This is a genomic window from Methylocystis bryophila (genome assembly GCF_027925445.1).
GTDB lineage: Bacteria > Pseudomonadota > Alphaproteobacteria > Rhizobiales > Beijerinckiaceae > Methylocystis > Methylocystis bryophila.
The window spans coordinates 1,525,389-1,546,901 of sequence record NZ_AP027149.1 but is presented as its reverse complement, the minus strand read 5'-3'; the positions used below and the strand labels follow the sequence as shown (position 1 = coordinate 1,546,901).

Annotated in this window: 15 protein-coding genes; 5 read left to right on the top strand and 10 right to left on the bottom strand. The window is 61.6% G+C overall.

Translation table 11 applies throughout. From position 1 onward, the window contains the following. Positions 1–3 precede the first annotated feature (3 nt). Positions 4–1,515, top strand: a complete 1,512-nt coding sequence (locus QMG80_RS07225) for a WecB/TagA/CpsF family glycosyltransferase (RefSeq protein WP_085772200.1) — start codon at positions 4–6, stop codon at positions 1,513–1,515. A gap of 71 nt (positions 1,516–1,586) precedes the next feature. Continuing rightward, positions 1,587–1,979 (top strand): HU family DNA-binding protein, encoded by a 393-nt coding sequence (locus tag QMG80_RS21685; protein WP_085772199.1) that lies wholly within the window; start codon positions 1,587–1,589, stop codon positions 1,977–1,979. Positions 1,980–2,378: 399 nt separating this feature from the next. Here QMG80_RS21685 and QMG80_RS07220 read toward each other — a convergent pair whose 3' ends face one another. Continuing rightward, complete coding sequence (locus QMG80_RS07220) at positions 2,379–3,368, bottom strand: glycosyltransferase family 2 protein (RefSeq protein WP_085772198.1); 990 nt, start codon at positions 3,366–3,368, stop codon at positions 2,379–2,381. Positions 3,369–3,759: 391 nt separating this feature from the next. Between QMG80_RS07220 and QMG80_RS07215 the strand changes: the two genes are divergently transcribed. Then, positions 3,760–4,623 (top strand): glycosyltransferase, encoded by an 864-nt coding sequence (locus tag QMG80_RS07215; protein ID WP_085772197.1) that lies wholly within the window; start codon positions 3,760–3,762, stop codon positions 4,621–4,623. 265 nt (positions 4,624–4,888) lie between these two features. Here QMG80_RS07215 and QMG80_RS07210 read toward each other — a convergent pair whose 3' ends face one another. The 5 genes from QMG80_RS07210 to QMG80_RS07190 form a co-directional block, all read right to left on the bottom strand. Then, positions 4,889–6,355, bottom strand: coding sequence for a sigma-54-dependent transcriptional regulator (locus QMG80_RS07210; protein WP_199768976.1), 1,467 nt, complete (start codon positions 6,353–6,355; stop codon positions 4,889–4,891). A gap of 184 nt (positions 6,356–6,539) precedes the next feature. Next, the gene (locus QMG80_RS07205) at positions 6,540–8,471 is read right to left on the bottom strand and encodes an ATP-binding protein (protein ID WP_158658782.1); all 1,932 of its coding nucleotides are present in this window, start codon (positions 8,469–8,471) and stop codon (positions 6,540–6,542) included. 615 nt (positions 8,472–9,086) lie between these two features. After that, complete coding sequence (locus QMG80_RS07200) at positions 9,087–11,981, bottom strand: PAS domain S-box protein (protein ID WP_281926256.1); 2,895 nt, start codon at positions 11,979–11,981, stop codon at positions 9,087–9,089. Continuing rightward, entirely contained in the window at positions 11,978–12,541 is a 564-nt protein-coding gene (locus tag QMG80_RS07195) for a heme NO-binding domain-containing protein (protein WP_085772194.1), read from the bottom strand. Before QMG80_RS07195 ends, QMG80_RS07200 begins: the two co-directional genes overlap by 4 nt. 424 nt (positions 12,542–12,965) lie before the next feature. Continuing rightward, a complete protein-coding gene (locus QMG80_RS07190; RefSeq protein ID WP_085772193.1) occupies positions 12,966–14,234 on the bottom strand; it encodes a polysaccharide biosynthesis/export family protein in 1,269 nt (422 codons plus the stop codon). A 446-nt stretch (positions 14,235–14,680) separates the two neighbouring features. Here QMG80_RS07190 and QMG80_RS07185 point away from each other — a divergent pair, with 446 nt between their 5' ends. Both QMG80_RS07185 and QMG80_RS07180 read left to right on the top strand, forming a co-directional pair. Then, entirely contained in the window at positions 14,681–16,108 is a 1,428-nt protein-coding gene (locus QMG80_RS07185) for a GumC family protein (RefSeq protein ID WP_158658779.1), read from the top strand. Then, on the top strand, positions 16,063–17,436 hold the full coding sequence (locus QMG80_RS07180; RefSeq protein ID WP_199768975.1) for an O-antigen ligase family protein: 1,374 nt from the start codon (positions 16,063–16,065) through the stop codon (positions 17,434–17,436). Before QMG80_RS07185 ends, QMG80_RS07180 begins: the two co-directional genes overlap by 46 nt. 118 nt (positions 17,437–17,554) lie before the next feature. Here the strand turns inward: QMG80_RS07180 and QMG80_RS07175 are convergent, their stop codons facing one another. The 4 genes from QMG80_RS07175 to QMG80_RS07160 all read right to left on the bottom strand — a co-directional run bounded on the left by QMG80_RS07175 (position 17,555) and on the right by QMG80_RS07160 (position 21,273). Continuing rightward, on the bottom strand, positions 17,555–18,619 hold the full coding sequence (locus tag QMG80_RS07175) for a cytochrome-c peroxidase (RefSeq protein ID WP_245299927.1): 1,065 nt from the start codon (positions 18,617–18,619) through the stop codon (positions 17,555–17,557). A gap of 1 nt (position 18,620) precedes the next feature. Then, positions 18,621–19,298, bottom strand: coding sequence for an SCO family protein (locus QMG80_RS07170; RefSeq protein WP_158658778.1), 678 nt, complete (start codon positions 19,296–19,298; stop codon positions 18,621–18,623). Beyond that, complete coding sequence (gene mtoX / locus QMG80_RS07165; protein WP_085772190.1) at positions 19,295–20,599, bottom strand: methanethiol oxidase; 1,305 nt, start codon at positions 20,597–20,599, stop codon at positions 19,295–19,297. The genes QMG80_RS07170 and mtoX overlap by 4 nt, the downstream gene beginning before the upstream one ends. An 80-nt stretch (positions 20,600–20,679) precedes the next feature. Further along, positions 20,680–21,273 (bottom strand): TetR/AcrR family transcriptional regulator, encoded by a 594-nt coding sequence (locus tag QMG80_RS07160; RefSeq protein ID WP_085772189.1) that lies wholly within the window; start codon positions 21,271–21,273, stop codon positions 20,680–20,682. Positions 21,274–21,513 lie beyond the last annotated feature (240 nt).

The window sequence follows — 21,513 nt, the reverse complement described above, 5'->3', positions numbered from 1 at the left end:
GAGATGTCGCTCGACGCCCTTGAGATTCAAGAGAGCGCGCTTCTTCGCAACGCGGCCCGTTCGTCGTTGCTGTGGAAGGAGTCTGCGGCTTGCGCTCCCAGTCTTCAGCTGTTCGATCTAACGATCGTCAACTCGACCCTGCAGGGGGCCGCCAATGATCTGGCGAGGCTCGCGCGCGCCGGCCGTCGCACGCGCGTGAGCTTCGTCAATTCGCATGGGGTCAAGGTCGCTGCGACCAATCCCGCCTATAGCCGCGTTCTGCACGGCATGGATCGACTCTATGCCGATGGCGGCGGCATGGCGCTCGCCGCGCGCTGGACCGGCGCGCCGCTCGCCGACAATGTGAACGGCACGGATCTCTTCCCGCTGCTCTGCGCGGCGGCGGAACAGGCGGGCGTGAAGATCTTCCTGCTCGGCGGCGAGCCGGGCGTGGCCGAGGCTGCGGCGCGCACGGTCAAGGCGATGGGCCATGACGATGTGATCGCCGGCGTTCATCATGGCTACATCGATAGCCCCGAGGACAAGCAAGCCGCCATCGAAGAGATCAACGCCAGCGGCGCCTCGATCCTGTTGATCGGCATGGGCGTGCCGACGCAAGACATCTGGATCGCGCGCAACTTCGACTCGCTGCGGACTCCGGTGGTCGTCGGCGTCGGCGGCCTCTTCGACGTCTTCTCCGGCAGGGTGTCGCGCGCGCCGGTCGTCTTGCGCTGCCTCGGCTGCGAATGGACGTGGCGTCTGCTGCAGGAGCCGGCTCAACTCTGGTCGCGCTATCTGATCAGCAATGCGGTCTTCATCCTTCGGACGCTGAGCTTCATCGCTCGTCAGCGGTTCGAACCCTCCTGCCATGGAGCGGCCGCGCAAAAGCGCGCTTGGCTTTGGGCGCAGATCGACCGTCGCCTCGTCGCGCCTGCGGGGCCCGCAGCCAAGCGGGCTCTCGACATCGTCGGCGCTCTCGGCGCGTTCTCGCTGTTTGCGCCGATCTTCCTGGTGACGGCGATCGCGATCAAGATGGAGTCGTCGGGTCCGATTCTCTTCCGTCAGACGCGTATCGGCAGGAACGGCCGTCCCTTCACCATGGTGAAGTTCCGCTCGATGAGCGTCGGAGCCGACGCTCTGCACGCGAAGATGCAAGGCGAGACGACCTCCCGGCATAATATCCGTTACAAGAATCATAACGACCCCCGCATCACAGAGACCGGCCGCTTCATCCGCAGATACTCGATCGACGAGCTTCCGCAGTTTTGGAACGTGCTCACCGGCGACATGTCTCTCGTCGGTCCGCGCCCGGCGCTGCCGTCCGAAGTGGCGAAATACGCCCCTAGCGATCGCGATCGGCTGCTTGTGAAGCCCGGCATCACTTGCCTTTGGCAGGTCTGCGGACGCGCGAACATCGACTTCGTCGGCCAGGTCGCGCTCGACCGCGAATATGTCCGCCGGCGCTCGCTCCGGCTCGATATCTGGCTTCTCTTGCGCACCCCCTACGCCGTTCTGAGCGGCGCCGGCGCCTACTGAACTCTGCCGGGGACCCATGCGCCGTTGGCGCGAAGGTCCCCGGCGATCTTTTTGGACAGCGGACTTTTAAGATGCCCGTGGAGAAATCATCGTCGTCCGCATCTCCGTATTCTCGCGAGGCATCGCGGACATCGGAAAAAGGCGCTCGCACCGTAACGCGAAACGACCTCGCGACCGCCATCCTGAAGCGCTTTCCGAGCCTGTCGCGACGGGAAGCGGCGCGTCTCGTCAAATGTGCGCTGGACGAAATTGCCGACGCGCTGTCCCGGGGAGAGGAAAGCGTAAAGCTGCACGAGTTCGGAACGTTCTTCGTGCGCGATAGATCGAGCCGCGCAGACGGCGAACCGCCGACAGGAAAGGGAGCGTCGCGCGGCCGCCGCAGATCTCTCCGATTCAAGCCCTCGCATCGGTTGAGGGAGAAGGTCGAGAAAGGACAGACTCGGGAACCGACGAACGGGTCTTGAACGACCCCAGTCGCCAAAGTCGCCGCGACGGCCAAGCCGCCCCCCTCACGCTCGCAAGGGGTTGAAAGCCGTGGCGGTTTGCTCAGCGAGGGTTGTCGCAGCGAAAGACGCGCCCTGCCCCGCCCAGCTGAAAGACTGCCTGACATAGACCGGAAAGCCGATGCGCGCGCAGCGAGCGCATCGGCTCAGCCAAAGCGTGGCTCGACGCGGCGCGCGTCCTTCACATCATCCAGGGCGTGGAACTGTTGCAGGAACCGCGTTGGGTTCGACGCGTGGTCGGGGGGCACAGGGCGGCGAGCGCAAAAACCGATTCTTTGAGGCTTCTGACGCCCCGCGCTTGTCCTCGAACGAGACGATCAGAAAGTTAGCAAAATCTGCGACGACCTTAGCTCTGCCCCATCAAATCCTGATGGCTCCCGCGCAACAGATCGCCACGCGCGCCATTTTGTCGACGGTGGCCGCAGGCAGCAGGACTCCGGCTACGCCTGCCGCGAGCGTGCACAGCGTCCGCACCGGTTCAACCAGAAGCATCCTCGGCTCCAGCTTGACTGCCGTCGTCGCCAGCTTCAGCCCTTGAGCGAACTGCGACGACCGGATGGCCCGGCGCGCCAGGGAGTGCAACTGATAGGCTTCCGCGGACTTTCCCGCGCACGCCTCGACGTCCGGGGCATAGAGTGCGACCTTGCCGCGAAATCGACGCCAGGTCGCGAGCTGCGTTTCGACGTTAGCCGACAGACCATGCCGATTGACGCGATAGCGCGTCAAGGGAGCGTCCACATAGCCGAACTTCCAATCCGTTGTCGCGGCGATCCGCGTCCAGCACTCGATGTCCTCCGACTGCCGGAAGCTTTCGTCGAACCAGCAAAGACGATCGCGCTCCCCGTCGAAGAAGGCGATCGCGTCCAACGTCTCTCGCCTGATGACCGGCGCTGACCCGTTGCCGACCGGGTTGCGGGAGAAGACGCTGATGACGTCGAACATCGAGCCAATCGGCTTTTGCACGAGGCCCATGTCCTTGGCGTCGTCGTCCATGAGCGCCGAGGCGCTAAAGCTCACCCCGATCTCGGCATCAGAATCGAGCTGCTCGACGTGGCGCTCCAGTTTTGACGGCGTCCAATGGTCATCGGCGTCGAGGAAGGCGAGATATTGTCCTTTTGCGTGCGCGATTCCGCCATTGCGCGCTCCGGCGAGACCGCGATTTTCCTGATGCACGACGCGTAGTCGCGGCTCATCGAAGTCTTTGGCCAGCGCGGGGCCCCGATCGCTGGAGCCGTCGTCGACGACGACGATCTCGAAATCCGTAAATGTCTGCGCCTGAACAGAGCGGAGAGTTTCGCAAATATAACGTTCGCTCTGATAGAGCGGAATGATGACTGAAACTTTGGGCATGGCGGTCTTCCTGTGGCCTCGGCGTCGAACGGCAGGTCGAGGACTTTGTGCTAGGTGGGTGCAGCCTTGGCGCCAGCCGCTGATTTACAAAGAATCAGATAGTTAGCCTCGTTGCGAGGCAGGGTGCGCCCGTCCAATTGCAAACTGCGAATGATTTTGGATGGAAATACGGGGTGCAAACAGCCCGCGAAGTTCTCTCGCGAGTTGCAATTTGCGAGGCAAATCCCGAGGACCGCGGGCGAGAACCGCCGCGGAGCCGCGCTCAGCCCCGAAATTTCAAAGAAAATCAAGACGGAGCCGCCAAGTTCCCGCCTTGGCACGTGTTGTGAAACCTTGAACGCAAGCGGCGAATCTGGTCGACTCCACTGACGCCAGCCGAGGAAACACATAGATGCCGAGGGTAATCGAAATCCTACTGCTCGCCGATCGTCCCGTGGAGTCCCTGTTCCCCAAGGGGTCGCGGTGCTCGCTTCCGCTCCTGCCGGTAGCGAACAAGCCGATCATCGAGCATCTCCTGGAGACGATCGGCCTCCACGCCTCGCATGCGCCGATGAATATTCTCGCGAGTGTCAGGCCTGGCGACAAGGCGGCGCAGGATTATCTCGCCGATCGGGCGTGGCCAGGCGTGTCCGTGGTCGTGCATGACCGGGCGCCGAAATTCGTGGATCGGCCGACGCTTGTCATGCGCGCCGACATCTTCCCCGCGCCGCGGCAACTCGGCGCCGCTTTGATGGAGATCATCACGGAAGGGCGGCTCAATGCAGACCATGCTCGCTTCGGGATCTCCTGGCTCGAGGAGAGCGCCGCCGTTCCCCGTTTCGAGCTCCCCGAGCTCAAGGATGCTGATCTTGAGACGTTCCTACCGAACGTCACGGCCTATCATCGGCTGGCGATCGCAGCGGCGCGCGGCGCCGTCGAGGGGCTAATCCCCGGAGGATGGGTCGAGGACGACGGTCTGCGCGCTAGCCTTGGCGCCCGCATCAAGACGCGGCGCGCGGCCGGCCCTCACGTCGAGGTCGGCGCCAATGTGTGCGTGGAGCATGATGTCGTGCTCAACGGCAGCATCGTCATTGGTGAGGGAGCCTATATAGCGCGAGGCGCGCGTCTCGAAAACGCGATCGTTCTGCCCAATACCTATGTCGGGCCAGGCCTTCATCTGAAGAACACGGTGGTGGGCGGCGAGTGGCTGTTTCGAGTCGAAAGCGGAGCCTTCGAGCCCACCACACCCTCCGAAACGCGGGAGCTCGCAGCCTAGCGCGTTTCCCGCTCGAACGGAATCGTTCGAGCGATAAGGAATCGCGCCAAATTAAAAGTTTGGAGCATGTCCTGACCGGAAAACCGCTTCGCCCTTTCCGGGACATGCTCTAAGGTCACGGAAAGGGCGAAGCGGTTTTCCGGTTAGGACATCCTTTTCGATTGCGTGATGGCACGCAATCGAAAAGGGCTCGCTCCAGGCGTTTCCCGCTTGGACAAATCAAAAGTGGAGCGAACCTTGATCGCGCTGGCGGCGAACGCAACGACTATTTATTCAGTCCGCGCTTGCGGTAGATCGTCGACGGACTGACGCCCAGGTAGGTTGCCGCACGCGATATGTTTCCGTCGCAGATTTCCACCGTGCGTTCGATGGCGGCGCGCTCGATCACCTCCAATGACATGACGTCCGACGGGTCTTTCCATCTTTCGGGGTCGAGCACCCCTACTCCGTCGGCGTTGCCGCGGGCGGCGACTTCTTCCCTCGATCGAAGGGCTGAAACGCCCGAGAGAACAGGCGTCCCCGGTCTGCCTTCGGGCCGCGCCTCGACGCGGGTGGCGTCGGGAATGGCTAACATCGACGCGCCAATGATCGGGGCGTCGTTCATGACGATCGCGTTGCGGATGACGTTTTGCAATTGCCTTATGTTGCCCGGCCAATCATAGGCGAGCAGTTTTCGCGCCGCCTCATCCGACAGGACTCGCGAGACCTTTCCCTCACGCTCCGAGAAGCGCGCAAGGAATTCCGTTGCGATCTCGACGATGTCGTCGCCGCGATCGCGCAACGGAGGCATCCAGAGAGGAACGACATGCAGGCGATAGTAGAGGTCCTCCCGGAAGCGCCCGGCCGAGACCTCCGCAAGTGGATCGCGATTCGTCGCGCTAACGATCCGCACATCAACCTTTTCGGTTCGCGAAGCGCCCACGGGCCGGAAGGTTCCCGTCTGCAAGAAGCGTAAGAGCTCCGGCTGCAGGTCGAGCTGCATTTCACAAATTTCGTCAAGGAAAAGCGTGCCGCCGTCGGCCTGCTTCACGGCGCCGGGCCGATCGGCGACCGCCCCGGTGAAGCTTCCTTTCAGATGGCCAAAGAGCTCGCTCGAGATCAACTCGCGCGGAATGGCTCCGCAGTTGATCGCGACGAAAGGCTTGGCGCTGCGTCGCCCCAACTTGTGGACGGCCTCGGCGGCCAGCTCCTTGCCCGTTCCGCTCTCGCCGGTGATGAACACCGTCGCGTCGGACGCCGCGACCGCTTCTATCGTGCGATACACAGCCTGCATCGAAAAGGATTTGCCGATGAGCCCGCAAAAGGAGTCGCGAGAAAAATTGTCTCGCATCATCTGCAGATCGGCCTTCAGCGTCGAATGTTCGAGCGCGTTTCGAACGCTCGTCACCAATCTTTCAGAGCTGACCGGCTTTACGACGAAGTCGTAAGCGCCGAAGCGCATGGCGTCGACCGCAACCTTGATCGATCCCTCCGACGTCGCGACGATAACGCTGACCGTACCCGCACGCGCTATGAACTGCTGAAGGGTCTCCAGCCCTCGCATGTCGGGCAGGTTGAGGTCCAGGATGACAACGGCGGGGGCCTCTTTCTCGATCTTCTCGATGCCTTCGGAGCCGCTCGTGGCTGTCGTGATCGCATAGCCCGCGCGTTCGAGAAATGCGCGATAGACCTGCGATATCGAAGCCACGTCTTCGACAACAAGCACTTTTGCTTTGGCCTCTTGCTTCATCATCACCTGCGCCGCAATTGGCGCTCCTCTTTCCTGCCTTCGGCAAGCGCCTCAGGCGCCACATCCTCCGTCAGCGCCTCGACAGACGCTAGATCAAACTGGGTTCAGACGGAACCGCCCAAACACAGAAAAGCCGATCGCTTCCAAATATGTAGGGCGCGCTGCCTGTTACCGGCTCGACGGACGCCTACCCGCTTCCCCCTCCCGCAGTGCCAGCGACGGCTCCGAGAGGCTCGATTTCCGCGAGAGCCGACTTTATGGCGTTAATGACGAGACGGTGGTTCTTCGTGAATGCGGCAGTGAGAGGCTCCAGCTCGGACCGCCGATCGAGAACGGCGCTCTCCAAAGCCTTGGCCGCGGCAACCAAATCTTCAGCGCCGATATAGCTCGCGCCGCCTCGCAGCGCATGGAGCCTGCGCGCGGCCTCCTCAGGGTCGTTGCGTGCGAGACATTCTTCCACCTGCGGCGCAGCTTCGCGGAATTCTTCGCTGAAGCTGGCGAGCAAGCTGACAAAGAGATCTCGATCGCCGCCCAGGGTCTTTTCAACCCATGCCGTGTTCAACCCCGCGACGACGGGAAATGCATCTGGACAATTGGATATCATAGCCGGCTCGCTAACTGGCGCGCGCTTCGCCCGCAAGAGAAGAATGTCGACCAAGCCCTCCAGCTCGATCGGTTTAGAGACAAAATCATCTGCGCCCGCATCAAGGACTTGGTGTCGCTCTTCATCGAGAACCCCTGCCGTCAAAGCGATAATTGGCAGGCCCGTGAGACCGAGAGCGCCGCGGATGGCTCGAATCGCCGTCAATCCGTCCATGACCGGCATTTGGACATCCATCAGAACGGCGTCGACCGGCTCTCGCCCGCTCCTGAGGAAGTCGAGCGCCTCCTGACCATTCTCAGCCAGAACGATGCGCGCGCCTTCCAGTGTGAGCAGGCGCTCCACAACCTCCCGGTTCATCGCGCTGTCGTCCGCGACGAGGAAGCGCATGCCGGACAGGCGCGCGGATGCAGACGTCCCACTCGGGAGGAATGTTCGCCGCGCTTGCGCCTTCACCGGCGACAGATCAAACACCGCTTCGAACCAAAATGTGCTGCCCTTCCCAAGAACGCTCGAAGCTCCGATCTCGCCGTCCATCAACTCGACCAGGCTCTTGCTGATGGACAAGCCAAGACCAGTGCCGCCGAAACGCCGTGTAATTGCGGCGTCGGCCTGCGTGAAAGGCTTGAAAAGCCCGGACATATGCTCGAGAGCGATGCCGATGCCGGTGTCTTTTACCTCGAATTGGAGCCGCGCTCTCGACGCCTCGAGCGCCGTCGCGCGGACGGACAGCCGAACCTCGCCCCGCTCCGTGAACTTTATGGCGTTGCCAACAAGATTCATGAGCACTTGCTCGATTCGGAGCGCGTCGCCGATGGGAACGCCGTTCAATTGGGGCGCAACCTCGACGACGAGCTTGAGCCCCTTGGCGCGAGCGCTTCCGCCAAACAAGCTGCCGATGTGCCCCAGAATCGAACCGAGTTCGAAGGGCCTCCTGTCAAGCCGAAACTCTCCCGCTTCGAGCTTCGAGAAGTCCAGAATATCGTTAACGATCGACAGCAGGGTCGCCCCGGCTTCGCGCAACCGCCGCACCATCTCGATTTGCTTGGGCGAGAGCGTCTCTCGCTCGAGTAGCTGAGCCAGTCCGAGGACGCCATTCAAAGGCGTCCGGATCTCATGGCTCATATTCGCCATGAAAATGCTCTTCGCTTCGCTCGCCTCGGTGAGCTCCTTCGTGCGGACGATCTCGGTCAAGACGCGCGCCTTGAGGAGTCCGGCATAAGACAGCACGGCCTTGAGAAGCACCAGCGTGTAAACGCAGAGTAGGAAGGCCACCAAAATATTGGCCTTGCCGCCGCAGCGGGCGAGAGCGATCATCGTGCCAATCGCCACCGGCCCGATGAAACAAAAGGCTGCGCGAGGAATGCTGGCGAGCGCGAAAGCGGCGCCGCAGAGTATCCCGGCCATCACAACGCAAATGAGGAGCCGCCCCCCTCCTCCGGCGTCCGCAAGGAAAAACAAGGGAAGCGCGGCCCAAAGCAGTCCCAAGGCAAGACCATTATGGACTGCCCTTTCCACCGATTTTGCAGAATCTCCTTGTTGCTTCTGCTTCGCAGTCGCCTTGTAATGCCTAAGATATACATAACCGCTTACAATAGACAGCGCGATGAACCAGAGAACAATGGCGACAGTATCAGGAGACTCCCAAAATCCAATGACTAGTATCAGAGCGTTGCAAACATTCGCAAGCATCATTGTTGGAGTGTTGCTACGGACCGCGACAAGTTGCTCCTGTTGAACGCGAGCGACGCTCTCGGGGTCTGTTGGGGCGCCCTTCGAAGGTTCCGACATTAGTTCTACTGTGTCAGGAGATTGCAGATTCACGAGGCCTGCATTCCGTTGAGCTGCCGATTCCAACTTTTGAGATCGGGGGCTGAGATGGACGCCTCGACGCAGATCAGCGAAGCGCGTTTTGCAGCGTCTGTCGAGTCCTTTGCGCAAGTTCGTGGTCATGTCGAGCGGGCGTGGAGCCGAAGGCGCCGCTCGTCGCTGCGGCGCGCGTCTCCGCCGAGCGTCGGCCGCCGCATCCTTTCGCCTCAGAATAAGTCAGGCTTGCGTATGCCGACGAGGGCCGCCGATCCAGGCCAAGCGTTAGCGCTCGCGATTCGCGGACATGATTTTGAGAGGCGTCCGCTAGCATCGGACATCCTCCCCTTGGCCACTGCTCGCCAAATGCGCGCGCGCCCCTTCCAGGAGGACTGAAGCCAGAGTTTCAAAGGCGGTCACGCGGAAAGCCAGATCGGAGCGGTCCCCGCGAATGCTGTGCTCGAGCATCTCTGCCGCCTGCGCTGAGTCGCCCGCCCCGATGTAGCCGGCCGCGCCGCGGAAGGCGTGCAACAGATCCGCCGCTCGTCTGCGATCACCGCGGTCCAAGGTCTCGCGCACTTCCTCGGGCGTTGCCGCGAATTCTGTAACGAAGCTCTGTAGTAGCTGCAAGAATAGATCCTGGTCTCCTCCGAGCATCAGCAAGGCCTGCTCGCTATCGACGCCCCGTATTCTCGGCAATGTTGGGCTGGCTTCCGGCGGGCGCAAGCGACTTCCGGCAAAACGAAGCAGAACGTCCACGAGCGCGTCCATGTCCACGGGCTTGGCGAGGAAATCGTCAGCGCCGGCTTCCAACACTTGGCGACGCTGTTCGTCCAGAACCCCCGCGGTGAGCGCAATGATCGGAAGATCCACGAGGCCGAGCTTCTCCCGAATGGCGCGCGTGGCCGCCAATCCGTCCATTACCGGCATTTGCACGTCCATGAGCACCGCGTCGAAGGCTTCGTTCTGCGCGCTCAAATATTGCAGGGCCTGTTGACCGTCTCCGGCGAGGACGGCGCGGGCGCCTTCATGCATCAGCATGCGCTGAACGACCTCACGGTTCATGCGACTGTCATCGACGACGAGACATCGCAGCCCCGACAGCCGCGTCGCGCATTCGAAGGCGGGAGGCGCGGGCGCAAGGCTTGTCGCCTGCCTCTCAACCGAGCGCTCGAAAACCGCCTCGAACCAGAAAGTGCTTCCAGCCCCCGGCGCGCTCTCCACGCCGATCTCTCCGTGCATCAGCTCGACGAGGCGCTTGCAGATTGACAGCCCCAGGCCCGTGCCGCCGAAGCGGCGCGTGATGGCCCCATCCGCCTGCGTGAACGGCGTGAATAGACCTGCCAGTTGCTGCGGCGAGATGCCGATGCCAGTGTCTTTGATCTCGAATCGGAGGCGGACGTGGGAAGCCGTGACCGATAGCGCCTGGATGCGCAGATCGATCGCGCCGCGTTCAGTGAATTTTATGGCGTTGCCGAGGAGGTTCATCAAAACCTGCTCCAGTCGCAGCGCGTCCCCGATCAAGGCGCCGGAAAGCAGCGGCGGATCGTCGAGGTGGAAATTCAGCCCTTTCTCATGCGCGGTGACTCCCAAAAGACTGGAGATTTGCGCCAGCATGGGCGGCAGCTCGAACGGTCGCGGATCCAACCGCAGATGTCCCGCCTCGATCTTGGAAAAATCCAGTATGTCGTTGAGGATTCCGAGCAGCGACTGGCCCGCCTGCCGCAGCCGGCGCACCACGGTGAGCTGGTCTTCGGAGAGCGGCTCTCGCTCCAGAAGCTGCGCGAGTCCAAGCATCCCATTCATGGGCGTGCGGATTTCATGGCTCATATTGGCCAGGAATTCGCTTTTGGCCGCGCTGGCGGCCGCGAGCTCGAGGGTCCGCTCCTCGACCTTGTGCTCCAAAGTGGCGTTCAACTCGCGCCAGGCGCTTTCGGCTCGCTTGCGATCCGTGACGTCGGCGACGGTAGCCTGGACGAATTGCTCATCGCCGACCGTAAAGGAGGCGAGCGCGACGTCGATGGGAAAGATGGATCCATCCTTGCGCTGGCCATGCAGATCCGCATTCTCGCCCATTGGCCGGGCGCTGGGGCCGCCTGGGAATGCGCCTTGTAAGAGCGCATGTTCTTCGCGCAGCGGTTGCGGAACGAGCATCTCCACCCGACGCCCCAAGAGCTCTGAGCCTCCATATCCGAACATCCGGTCCAACGCCGCATTGGTCATCTTGATGCGGCCCTGGTCGTCGATCAGCAAGATACCGTTTGGACTGCTTTTTACGATCGCCTCGAGCAGGAATTTATTGCGCTGCAGCTCCCGGGTCCGCTCCTCGACGATCTCCTCGAGATGCTGTCGATATTTCTGAATCGCCTCTTCGCTCTCCTTGCGTTCGGTGATGTCGCTTTCGATCGCCATGAAGTTGGTCAATTCGCCCGCCTCGTTGAAGAGGGGCTGGACCTCGATCGCAAACCAGAATTTTTCGCCGCTGCGACGATAGTTGATGAGCTTCACGGTGAAGCCGCGCCCGGCGCGCAGCTCCTCGGACATGAAACGAGCGACTTTCGGGTCGGTTTCGGGACCTTGCAGAAATTCGCCGGGCTTTCGCCCTGCCACTTCTCCAGCCCGCCAGCCGGTGATGCGGGTGAAAGCGTCGTTCACCCATTCGATTCGGCCCGTGGCGTCGGTGACGATCACGGCGTTGTCGGTCCGCGAGGCGACGAGCGCGAGCTTGCGCGATTGCGCCTCCTGCTCATGCAGCTTGGCCCGTTGCTCCGTGAGCATGCGATTGAGCCGCTTCAAGTCCTCGGCAGCCACCTCCTGCGTCTGCAGGAGCTGGAGCATGTCCAAAGTCTGATCCTGCACGCCGAGGTCATCCAGCGTGAGCCCGTATTCCAACAGTTGCGCCGGACTCGTGATCCACGGAGTCGCGAGCATGACGATCGATCGCGGGCTCTCCAGGAACAACAGCGACCCGCGCAGAACGCGACCGTTCTCCCTGTCTTCGAGAATGAATAAGGCGCTGGAGTTTTGCCTCGCGAACTCGGTGGATAGCAATCCCGACGGGCGACGCAAAAGAAACACCTCTTGCGTGCGCGCGCCTATTTTGGCGCGGGGGCAGTATTTTGCAAGAGAGGGTCCGGCGCTGACAATGACGTCGCTTTCGTCCCAGGCGAGAAAGAAAGGAAAAGCTCGCAGCAATCCCTCGGTACTCGTGTTAGTCATCATGGCGATTTCGCTCGAGAGATCCATTTTACCTCAAACACGTCGTGATCCGCTCCCTTCGCTTTGGCCTCCAGCAAGGTCACGGTTACCAGCGCGCCGTAGACCTCGCCAAGCCCGTCAAGCAGACCCGCGACGAAGTCGACGAGTCCCGGTCGATACGAGAAGTAATGCAGCCTGAGCGAATCTTCGCCAACATCGCTACATTTGAATTCAGGGGGCCGCAGCTTGGGATAAATCAATTGCACCTTCGCATGGAACTGGGGAAGATTAAGCAGGAATTCCTTGAGGCTTGCGCCCGCCGCGCGCAACAAGGCCCCAAAATTTTCTTGCGCCGTCTTGGTCATCCATCTGACGCCGAACTCGTGCATCAGGTCTGAGACGCGAAAACCCAAGATGTCGTGCGCGGCGCCGACAAGATGGTAGGTGACGTCGTCCGGATAGGGCTCATTGCTGATGAAAGCTTCGACCTCTACCCTAGCTTTTTTCCTTGTCTCTGCCCATTTCTCCTCTCCATATTTTTCGATGATGAGCTCTTCAAGAGCTCGATTGACCAGTCCGTACATGACTCTGCCCAGGCAACGGAAGCTGCCAACTTCAAACAGGAAATTAACTATCTTCGTGGTGACGGGATAGCCATTTTTGTCGCTGGCGAGACAAGCCTCAAGTCTACGCCGAGTCGCCGCGCTAGATCACACTGCGTTAGGCAGAATCGCCTGAACGCAGAAAATGTGATCGATTCTAAAAATTTAGAGCGCGATTTGTGCGAAAAACCGGCTTCCACTTTGTCGCATTGCGCTCCAGAGCGCAACACCAAAGAGTTGAAACGGGCGAATCGCCTTACTGGAGGCGCCTTTGCCTGAATGCAGCGTGATCTGAGCGCGCCAAAATCTCGACGACGCCCTTCCCCGCTCTCTCTCCTTGGACTTGACGAAGGACATCGAGAAATCAACTTCGACGTGCGGAGCAAGCCTAAAGCCGCCGCGGCGGCTACCTGCGCAAATGGAAGAAGTACCAGGCAGAGTTAGCGTTCTGGTTCACCACGTTGGACGCCTGGCCCAAAACCGTGAGGACTTCCGAGAACTCCGTTACGCTGCTGTCGTAACAGGCGATGGCGTCGTCCGGCATCAAATGAGGGTTCACAGCGTCCCGGTTCGCGCTTCGGACGAGCTCCTCGATCGAACGCTGGATCACCTCCGTTTGCCGGGTCTTCGGATTGCGGCTGATAAGCACCGCTTGCCGCGCCGCATTGGTCGAGAGCGTGCCGCCGATGCAATTGGCGGAGGCGAGCGCCTGCAGGAAGCGCGTCCCGTACGGCAGGCTTCCAGAGTACTGGCCGATGCTGGAGCTGGCGTTGTTCGTCGCCGGCACAGTCAGGTTCGACTGAAAGATGCGAATGCCGGGCGGCGTGATTTGCGTCGGTCGAATGAGGCCGGTCTGGAAGCAGACGCTCTCGGCGACCTCCAGCTTGTCGCCCTCGACAAGAGCAACGTCGTCCACCCTTTCTCCCGTGAAGGCGCCGCGCCAGTTCAATCGATAGCGTCTGCCTCCCCGGATCAGGTAGATGCTGGACACATCGGCGTCCGGGCGCACGCCGCCGGCCGCCTTGAGGGCCGCCGCGACGTAACGGTCCTGGGGCGCGTCGCCGAACTGCGGCGTGGCGCGACCTACCTTGCTCGCGTCAGTCGTGGTGTTGATCGTCACGCGGCCAGGAGCAAAAACCGCCCCGGATACGAGGATGTTTATCGGCGCGTATCCCGTCGGCCGCACCGCCACATGCGCGCCGGCCTCCTTCAGGATCTTGGCGTCGAGGAAAGCCTGCTCGATGACTTGGTTGAGCTCGGCGTTGGTTAGGCCGACCGCCCTCACCTCCCCCGCGAAAGGTAGGACGACCCTCCCATCCGCGTTGATGGCATATTCACCCGAAAAATCGGATAGCCCCGGCACCAGTATGTAGAAACGATCGCCGAGAGAATAGCGCAGGTGCGGATCGGGCGCGGATGTCCTTCCCGGCGTGCGAGGGGCGATGTAATCCATCTCGTCCGGAGACGGACAAACGCCAGGCGTCGGGTCAAAAGAGGGCGTGCCTCCGACCTGACCTTCGTACTCGCGTCCGTAGGCGACCTGCTGCGGACTGTATAAGGTCTCGGGCTTGTTCTCGGGATTTTCTCCGACTGCGCAGCCAGCCAGCGTCGTCATCGCCAGAACGACGATCCACAGGGGGGCGCGGCGACGGCTCACTGTCGTTGTGTCTCCCATCGGATAATTCTTACGCCTCAATCCCGCTGCAGCCGGGCTTGCGCTCAACCGACCCGAATCAAGCTCATTCTATCTGATTCTGCGTGCGCTCTTATAGAACTGCCCCAGCAATTTCCGGTTTTGTCGCCGCTCGCTTCGACGCGCGGGGAAAAATGGCTGGCCGGTGAAAACACATCCGAAACGAGGAACTTCACCAAAAGGGGAATTTCGCCGAGCCAAGGTCGTCGGAGAAAAACTTGGCGGATTGAAGGCCGCCGCGCGACCCTGCCGGCGCCTAGCTCTAGAAGGGCGGCCCCACAGTTCGGGCCGCGCTAGGTTTATCGCTCTTTTTTCTCGTAAGGTTAAGATTAGAGGTCGACGGCGCGCGGGCCTATTGTTTTTGCCCCAGGCGTCTTCCTATGATAACTGTTCCTTTGCTCAATACCCTAGCCCTGGGACCAAGGCGGATGACTGGCTTCGTCGCTTCCCCTCCCACCGAGAGCTCCTTGCTGTCGCGGGCGATCGGGCGCGTCAAAAGTTCCGTCTCCGGCTTGCCCGAGCGCCATCGACGGAACCGCTATATTCGCGGCGGCGTCATATCTGTCGTTGTCGTCTGGACGCTTTGCGCGGCCTACCTGCTCTTCATGCCGAGGTCTTTTGTGAGCAAGGGGGCGCTCATTCTGCCTGGCGCCGGCGCCAATGTGTCCGTGTCGCTCGACAAGATCGGTCAAACCTCGTCCGTCGCCGCCTCGCCATTCTCCTCGGCAAGTCTGAGCCCGAAAGTGGTTTACCGGGAGATCCTTTTGAGCGACCCGGTCTTGAGCGCCGCGGCCGAGGCGGTTGGCATGAAGCTGAAGGAGTTCGGGGAGCCGAACATCAAGCTGATCGACGAAGCTTCGGTCATACTTCTCGAAGTCAAGGGACGGACAGCCGAAATGGCCCAAAAGAAGGCGGTGGCGCTGGTCGACGCGTTCGAGAACAAGCTGGATGTTCTTCGGCGCGACGAGATCGAGCGCCGCGACGCCAGCGTCCGCGATACGATGAAGAGTTATCAGGCGAATTTGCAGGCGGCGCGCCAACGCATTTCCGATCTTCAGCAAAAGACCGGCCTCGTTTCTGTGGAGCAGTTCAACGAGTTCGCCACCCAGCTCGAGGCAGCCCGTAAGAAGCTGGCCGAAACGCGCGCCGAAGCAGACCGTCTCGACGCGACGCAAAAAGCGCTCACCGCAACTCTGGGGATGAGTCCGAAGCTCGCCTCCACCGCGTTATCCCTCTCCGCGGATTCCGTTTTCGCTAAGTCCCTCACCGATTATGCGGACCTAACTGCGCAGGTCGAGCAATTCTCCGGATTGTATGGGGCAAGAAATCCATTGTTGATTCAAATTCGGGCGAAGCAATCGGCGGCCTATCAGATGGTCAAGTCCATGGCGCGACGGGCGGGAGTGAGCCCCAACGATCTCTCCCGGCTGCTGGCCCCGCTGGTGCAAAAAAGGCAAGAGGAGCTGCTGAAGGAGCTTGTCTCGGGAGCGGCGGCGGCCCAAGGCAAGCAACGCGAGGTCATCGCTCTGCAGCGCGAGGTTGACGCTCTCGACCAACGCATCAAGAACCTCACGCTCAACGCGGCTCGGATGGAGGATCTCAAGAAGGATCATCTCGTCGCAGAGGCCGTGTTTTCCTCGGCGCTGGCGCGCGTGGACACGAACAAAGCGGATTTGTTCGCATCCTATCCCATCGCTCAGGTGCTCGCTCCGCCCAATCTTCCCAAAAGGCCGTCTCAGCCGCGTCTGCTCTACGCCATCCTCGGCGGCTTGGTCGGAACGCTGCTGGCCGGCGCCGCATGGACCCTCGCATGGCTGCGCCAATCCTTCGTCCAGAAACTCGCGAAGAGAGCATAATCTACTATACGATCCTCTGGACATGGGGCTTCTGGGCGCTCGGCGCTCTCTACATCGTCGCGCCGGTCGTCGGCTGGTATCTCGCCTTTGTCGCTCTCGCCCGCTATGTCGGCGTCTCGTCGCATCCCTGCGATCGTCCGCCCAGCGTCCCTTTGGGAGTCGTCGTCTGGTGGGTGTCCATGGCGGCGATGCTCTTTGCGCTCGTCGCAGCGCATATCAACTTCGAGCTCGGCTTTGGCTCCTTGCTCAAATCCTCGATCGGCTGGGCGAAAGGCTGGGCGCTCATGGCGGTCTTTCCTTGGATCGGCGCGATGTTGCCGATCCGCGCGGAGATCGTCTACCGCGCCACCAACAAGCTCGCCTTGCAAACGCTGGCTCTCACGCCCGTCTTCATTGGAGCCGCTCTGGCGCACCTGCCTCATCCGCTCTACACTTCGCCGCTGCAGATCGTTGGCGGACCGGGGCCGGAATTTTTCCGGGTGGAGCTTTATTCGATCGACGAGACAAACGGCAATTTGCGCTGGAGCTTTTTCGCGCCATGGTCGCCGGCGGCGGCGTTCATTGCAAATATCTCCTTCGTCTTCGCCCTTTATGATCGCTCTCGCTTCTGGAAGTGGGTTGGCGTCGCGTCCTGCATCGTGATCTCCGTCTTGTCGCAGTCGCGTTTGGCGCTGGTCGCAATTCCGGGCGTCGTCGTGCTTCTCACGATACTCTGCAACCTCACGCGCCCCTTGATGTTGGGGGCCGCCTCGCTGCTCTCGACGCTCGGCTTCCTGCTTGCAACACCGATCCTGTCGCTCGTCGAGGACTTCTCTCAAAAGTTCACCCAGGCGCGCGCGGCGTCATCGAGGGTGCGCGCCATTTTGCGATCGATAGCGCTGCAACGTTGGGAGAGCGAGGCGCCGATCTTTGGACATGGCGTTGTCGAGAGAGGCCCGCATCTCGTCGAGCATATGCCCATCGGCTCGCATCATTCCTGGTACGGATTGCTCTTCGTGAAAGGGATCGTGGGCTTCATGGCCTTGGCGATTCCGCTTGCCTGGACCATGCTGGAGCTTCTCGCCAAAGCTCAGGCCGATCGAGTCGCGCGCTGCGCGCTCGGCGTCATGATCATCATCACCTTCTATACTTTCGGAGAGAACCTGGAGATTCTGTCCTATCTCTTCTGGCCGGGCCTCATCGTCATCGGCGTCGCCATGCGCCGGCGCTTCTTCAATCCTTTGCGCCGCCGATTCAATCCCCCGCCGGCGGATCAGGCCGAAGGACGAGAGTTCGTTGAGGACTTAGAGCATGTCCCGGAAAAGTGCGAAGCGGTTTTCCGGTCATGACATGCTCCATCTTTTTGACTTGGCGCGATTCCTTATCGCTCGAACGATTCCGTTCGAGCGGTAAACGCGCTAGCGGTCTGAGGCGCAGCTTCCGCTGGGACGCCGAGCCGCGGCGAGCTTAAAGGGTTTTCAGAAAGGCGATGAGCGCGGCTCTCTCGTCGTCGGTGAGGCCGAGGGGCTTGAGACGCGGATCGAGATTTGGGTTCGCGCGGCCGCCCGAGTCGTAAAAGCCGACGACCTCTTCCAGCGTCGCGAAGCTTCCATCGTGCATGTAAGGCCATGTGTCCTTCACCCCGCGCAGCGAGGGTGTCGTGAAAGCCCAGCGGTCAGAGGGATTCTTCGTGATCTCGAATCGGCCGAGATCGCTTCGCGGATCGGGGCGGCCGAGACCGAAGGCCGAAAGGCGCACTGAGGTCGTCACCCCAGGCGCCAGCTCGACGCGGGTCGTTTCTTCTTTGCGGGAACGGAAAGCGACGCCCGTGTCGTGCCATGACTGATCGGTGAAGAGCGCGCTGGTCGCGCCGATCTCATGGCAGGCGGCGCAGCCGGCCTTCGCGACGAAGATCTCGTAGCCGCGCCATTCCTGATCGGTGAGCGCCGCGCGATCGCCGCCATAGAGCGCGCGGTCGAACCGACTGTCGCCTGCGAGCAAGCTCGCCTCAAATGCGGCAATGGCGCGCCCGAGCGTCGCCATCGTCACGCCCTCGGCGGGAAAAGCCGCGCGGAAGGCCGGGCCGTATTCCTTGTCCTGCGCGAGCCGCGCCAACAACGGGCCTATGCCCGTGTTTCCCATCTCGTCCGGCGTCAGCAATGGGCCCCAAATCTGGGCGGCGAGATCAATCTCGCGTCCGTCGTGAAAAAGAAATATCTTGAAGACGACGTTGTAGAGTGAAGGGGCGTTGCGCCGGAGCGTCCGCCCCTCCATGCCGATCGACAGAGCGCTTTGATTGGAGGCGTAGCCCTGCGCGGGTATGTGGCACATCGCGCAGGACAATGTGCCGTTGGCCGAGAGGCTGCGATCGAAAAAGAGCTTCTCGCCAAGGCTGCGCATCAGCGGCGTGCCGGTGATTGCTGCGGGAACCGGCGGCAGACCAAGCGGTGAAGCTATCTCCTCGGCGCGGACGCCGACGGCGCTCAGCAGCGCCGATAAGCCGAGTGCCAGGAGGACGAAGGCGCGCAGCATGTCAACGCGCCTTCGAGCCGTTGTCGGCGCCCGGAAATTCGAGCGCCAGCGTGCGCGCATCGTTCAACAGATTCTCCGGCGTCAAGAAAGCCACCGTGTAGATTTCGCGCGTCCAGCCCTCGGGATCGATCAAGAAGACCTTGAGCATATGATTGAGCGCGCCGGTCCTTGCGCCCTTGGAGTCGACGTCGACAGCGACGTCCTGCCCCATGGCTTGCAAGAGCGGCGCGAGGGCGCTGCGTGAGGGCGCGGTCAGGAAGCGCCACGGAATCTCTGTGTCCGAGCGTTTGGAATCCTCAAGCAGCTTCAACACCGAGGGGGTGTCCCGCGCAGGATCGAGCGAGACGAAGACGAGGCGCAGCCGGCTCTTCAGCAACGGATCGCTGCTCGCCTCTCTGCGCGCCGCCTCGAAGGTCGACCAGGCGACGGGACAGCCGGTCGGGTCCTCGCAATGGGAATAGAAGAAAGCGAGGGCCGTCACTGCGCCGCCGGTGACGCCCGATAGGCGCAGAGGCCGAGCCGCAGCGTCGACGAGCTCCACATCCGGCGCATGCTGGATATGCTGCAAAGCATAGGTCCCGGGCGCGGGAAGCTCCGCCGCCGACGCCCGCTTCGCGGTGACGAGCGCCAGCGCGATCGCCGCCGCGAGAGCAAGTGGCGGCGAAGCTCGCCAGCTCACTGGACTTGGGCCTTCGGCGCCGCCGCGGTGAACTTCATGTGATGGGCGCGGCCGAGCCCCTCCTTGTGGAAGTCGATGGCGAAGGATTCTTTCAGCTCCTTGCCGTCCCAGGCGTAACCCTTCAAAAACTGCTCGTTGTCGCCGCCCTTCTTGTCCCAATTGGCGAGCAGCGAGGTCGTGTAATAGACGCGTTTGCCGTCCCAGCTTTGCGAGACCATATTGACCTGCGACCCGATCTTTTTCGCATAGATCTGCTTCGGCGCCTCGGGGTTGCTCAGATCGAAGAGACGCGACGTTCCATCGGAAAAGGTGTTCACCCAGAGCGATTTCCCGTCTGCTGCGATCGAAATGTCGACTGGCAGCGGAATAGCCGCGGGATCACCGATGTCGGCGACCGCTTTCGCGCCCCATTGCTTCTGCTCGTCCTGCTTCACGAGATAGAGCTTGGAGGTCAGCGCCGTGGCGGTCACGGCCCAGTTGGCGCCCGGCGCGAGCGACCAACGGATCTCGAGCGGCGCGCCGGGCACGGAGAAGACCTCTTTGGGCTTCATCGCCTTCAGGTCCCACAGCACCATGGTCGCGCCGAAATTCTTCATCGCGGCGCTGTCTTGAAGCAATTGGCCCACGTCCATCATGTAATTGGTCCAGCCGGTGAAGCTCGACGTAAGCATGAGATTCTCGGCCGGATTGATCGCAATGTCATAGCCATAGCCGTCGCCGCCATTGTCGAGCGGCATGGGCGTCGTCGCGATGATCTCGCCCGCGTTGTTGAAGGTGATGAGCCCCGTGCGGCCGCCGTGATCCTGCTTGTTCGACAGCGCCTGCACAAGCACGCGGCCTGGGAGGGCATAGAAGGTGTGGGGACCGACGAAGCCGGTCTTCTCCGCGAGATTGTCGATCGTCTTGACGAGCTTCGGCGTGGAAGGGTCCGTCCCGACGTCGAAGATGAAGATCTTGTTGTCGTCGAGCCGACCGGCCCAAAGATATTTGCGATCGTCGGTGAAGCCCATGTGATGCGCCTCGCCCCGGCCGCCGACCGAAAGCGCGTGGATCACCTTGCCGTAGGTCTTCGAGTCCGGAATGACGTCGATCGTGACGAGCTTGTCGGACTCGTCGCCGACGCCTTTCTCGCCGAGCGTCCAGACGTGGAGATATTGCTCCTGCCCCTTAATCAGGCCGGTCATGAAGGGCGAGTTGCAGGTCTCGTCCGCGCGCGAGGGGGACAATGAAAGCGCCGTTGCGCACAGCAGCGCGGCGAGCGCGGCCCGCCCACGTCGTTGGAGGATGATGTTGCTGGTCATATTTTTCTCTCCCTTTGAGGCCGCATGTTTGGTGTTCTTGTCAGATCAGATGACCGGTCGTCTTATTTTTGGGCCGAAAATCAGCCTTTGAAGAGATCGTCGAGCAGCATGTCTCGACATTGAAGCAGGGGGCGGACCGAACGCTCGATCTTCATGCGCAGCAGCACGCCCTGCCAGGCGTCGAGAAGAAAGTCGGCCATCGCGCTGGCGTCCCTGTCGGTGCGAAAATCTCCCTCCCGCTGGCCGCGCGCCAGCGCCTCGCGCAATTTGTCGCGATAGCGATGCACGGCGGCGCGCAAGGCGTCCTGGCATAAGCCGCTCTGCTCGCCGATCTCGCCGATCAGATTGCCCAGAAGGCAGCCGCCCTGAAAATCGCGGCGCTCCAGTTCCGCGATCAGCTCGTCGAAATAGGCGCGCAACGCGGCTTTCGCGCTCAGATCGGAGCGTTGGAGATAGCCGTCGAGCTGGCGGATGAAGGGCTCGAGATAATGCCCGACAACCTCGGCGCCAAAGGCGTCCTTGCTGTCGAAGTAATTGTAGAAGGAGCCTTTCGGCACGCCGACCTTCTGCACCAGCTCCTGCAGGCCGGAGCCGTGATAACCGCGGCCCATCAGAAGGGCGACCCCCTCGTCCAGCAGCTTTCCCTTCAGCTCATTGGCGTTGCGTCGGCTCATGCTCAAACAATATGACCGGTCGTCTATTTTAGCAAGCCTATGTTCGCGCGCCTCGAGTGGGGGACGGGCTCCTATTGCGTCGGCGTGTTTCCCGAGGCCCGATTTGGATTCAGTTCGTGCAAAGAGGAGAGAGCAGCTTACATGAAGCGCAACCCGCCAGGGCGCCGCCACAAACCTGCCAGGATGCAGTTCCGGAGCGAAGTCGATCATGAAGCGAAGAACGATGCTGCGTTCCGCGTT

Bases quoted from the DNA above. Each gene is read 5' to 3' on its own strand.
- QMG80_RS07225 (WP_085772200.1), top strand. From the start codon at position 4: ATGTCGCTCGACGCCCTTGAGATTCAAGAGAGCGCGCTTCTTCGCAAC.
- QMG80_RS21685 (WP_085772199.1), top strand. From the start codon at position 1,587: ATGCCCGTGGAGAAATCATCGTCGTCCGCATCTCCGTATTCTCGCGAG.
- QMG80_RS07220 (WP_085772198.1), bottom strand. From the start codon at position 3,368: ATGCCCAAAGTTTCAGTCATCATTCCGCTCTATCAGAGCGAACGTTAT.
- QMG80_RS07215 (WP_085772197.1), top strand. From the start codon at position 3,760: ATGCCGAGGGTAATCGAAATCCTACTGCTCGCCGATCGTCCCGTGGAG.
- QMG80_RS07210 (WP_199768976.1), bottom strand. From the start codon at position 6,355: ATGATGAAGCAAGAGGCCAAAGCAAAAGTGCTTGTTGTCGAAGACGTG.
- QMG80_RS07200 (WP_281926256.1), bottom strand. From the start codon at position 11,981: ATGATGACTAACACGAGTACCGAGGGATTGCTGCGAGCTTTTCCTTTC.
- QMG80_RS07195 (WP_085772194.1), bottom strand. From the start codon at position 12,541: ATGTACGGACTGGTCAATCGAGCTCTTGAAGAGCTCATCATCGAAAAA.
- QMG80_RS07190 (WP_085772193.1), bottom strand. From the start codon at position 14,234: ATGGGAGACACAACGACAGTGAGCCGTCGCCGCGCCCCCCTGTGGATC.
- QMG80_RS07185 (WP_158658779.1), top strand. From the start codon at position 14,681: ATGACTGGCTTCGTCGCTTCCCCTCCCACCGAGAGCTCCTTGCTGTCG.
- QMG80_RS07180 (WP_199768975.1), top strand. From the start codon at position 16,063: ATGGCTGCGCCAATCCTTCGTCCAGAAACTCGCGAAGAGAGCATAATC.
- QMG80_RS07175 (WP_245299927.1), bottom strand. From the start codon at position 18,619: ATGCTGCGCGCCTTCGTCCTCCTGGCACTCGGCTTATCGGCGCTGCTG.
- mtoX (WP_085772190.1), bottom strand. From the start codon at position 20,599: ATGACCAGCAACATCATCCTCCAACGACGTGGGCGGGCCGCGCTCGCC.
- QMG80_RS07160 (WP_085772189.1), bottom strand. From the start codon at position 21,273: ATGAGCCGACGCAACGCCAATGAGCTGAAGGGAAAGCTGCTGGACGAG.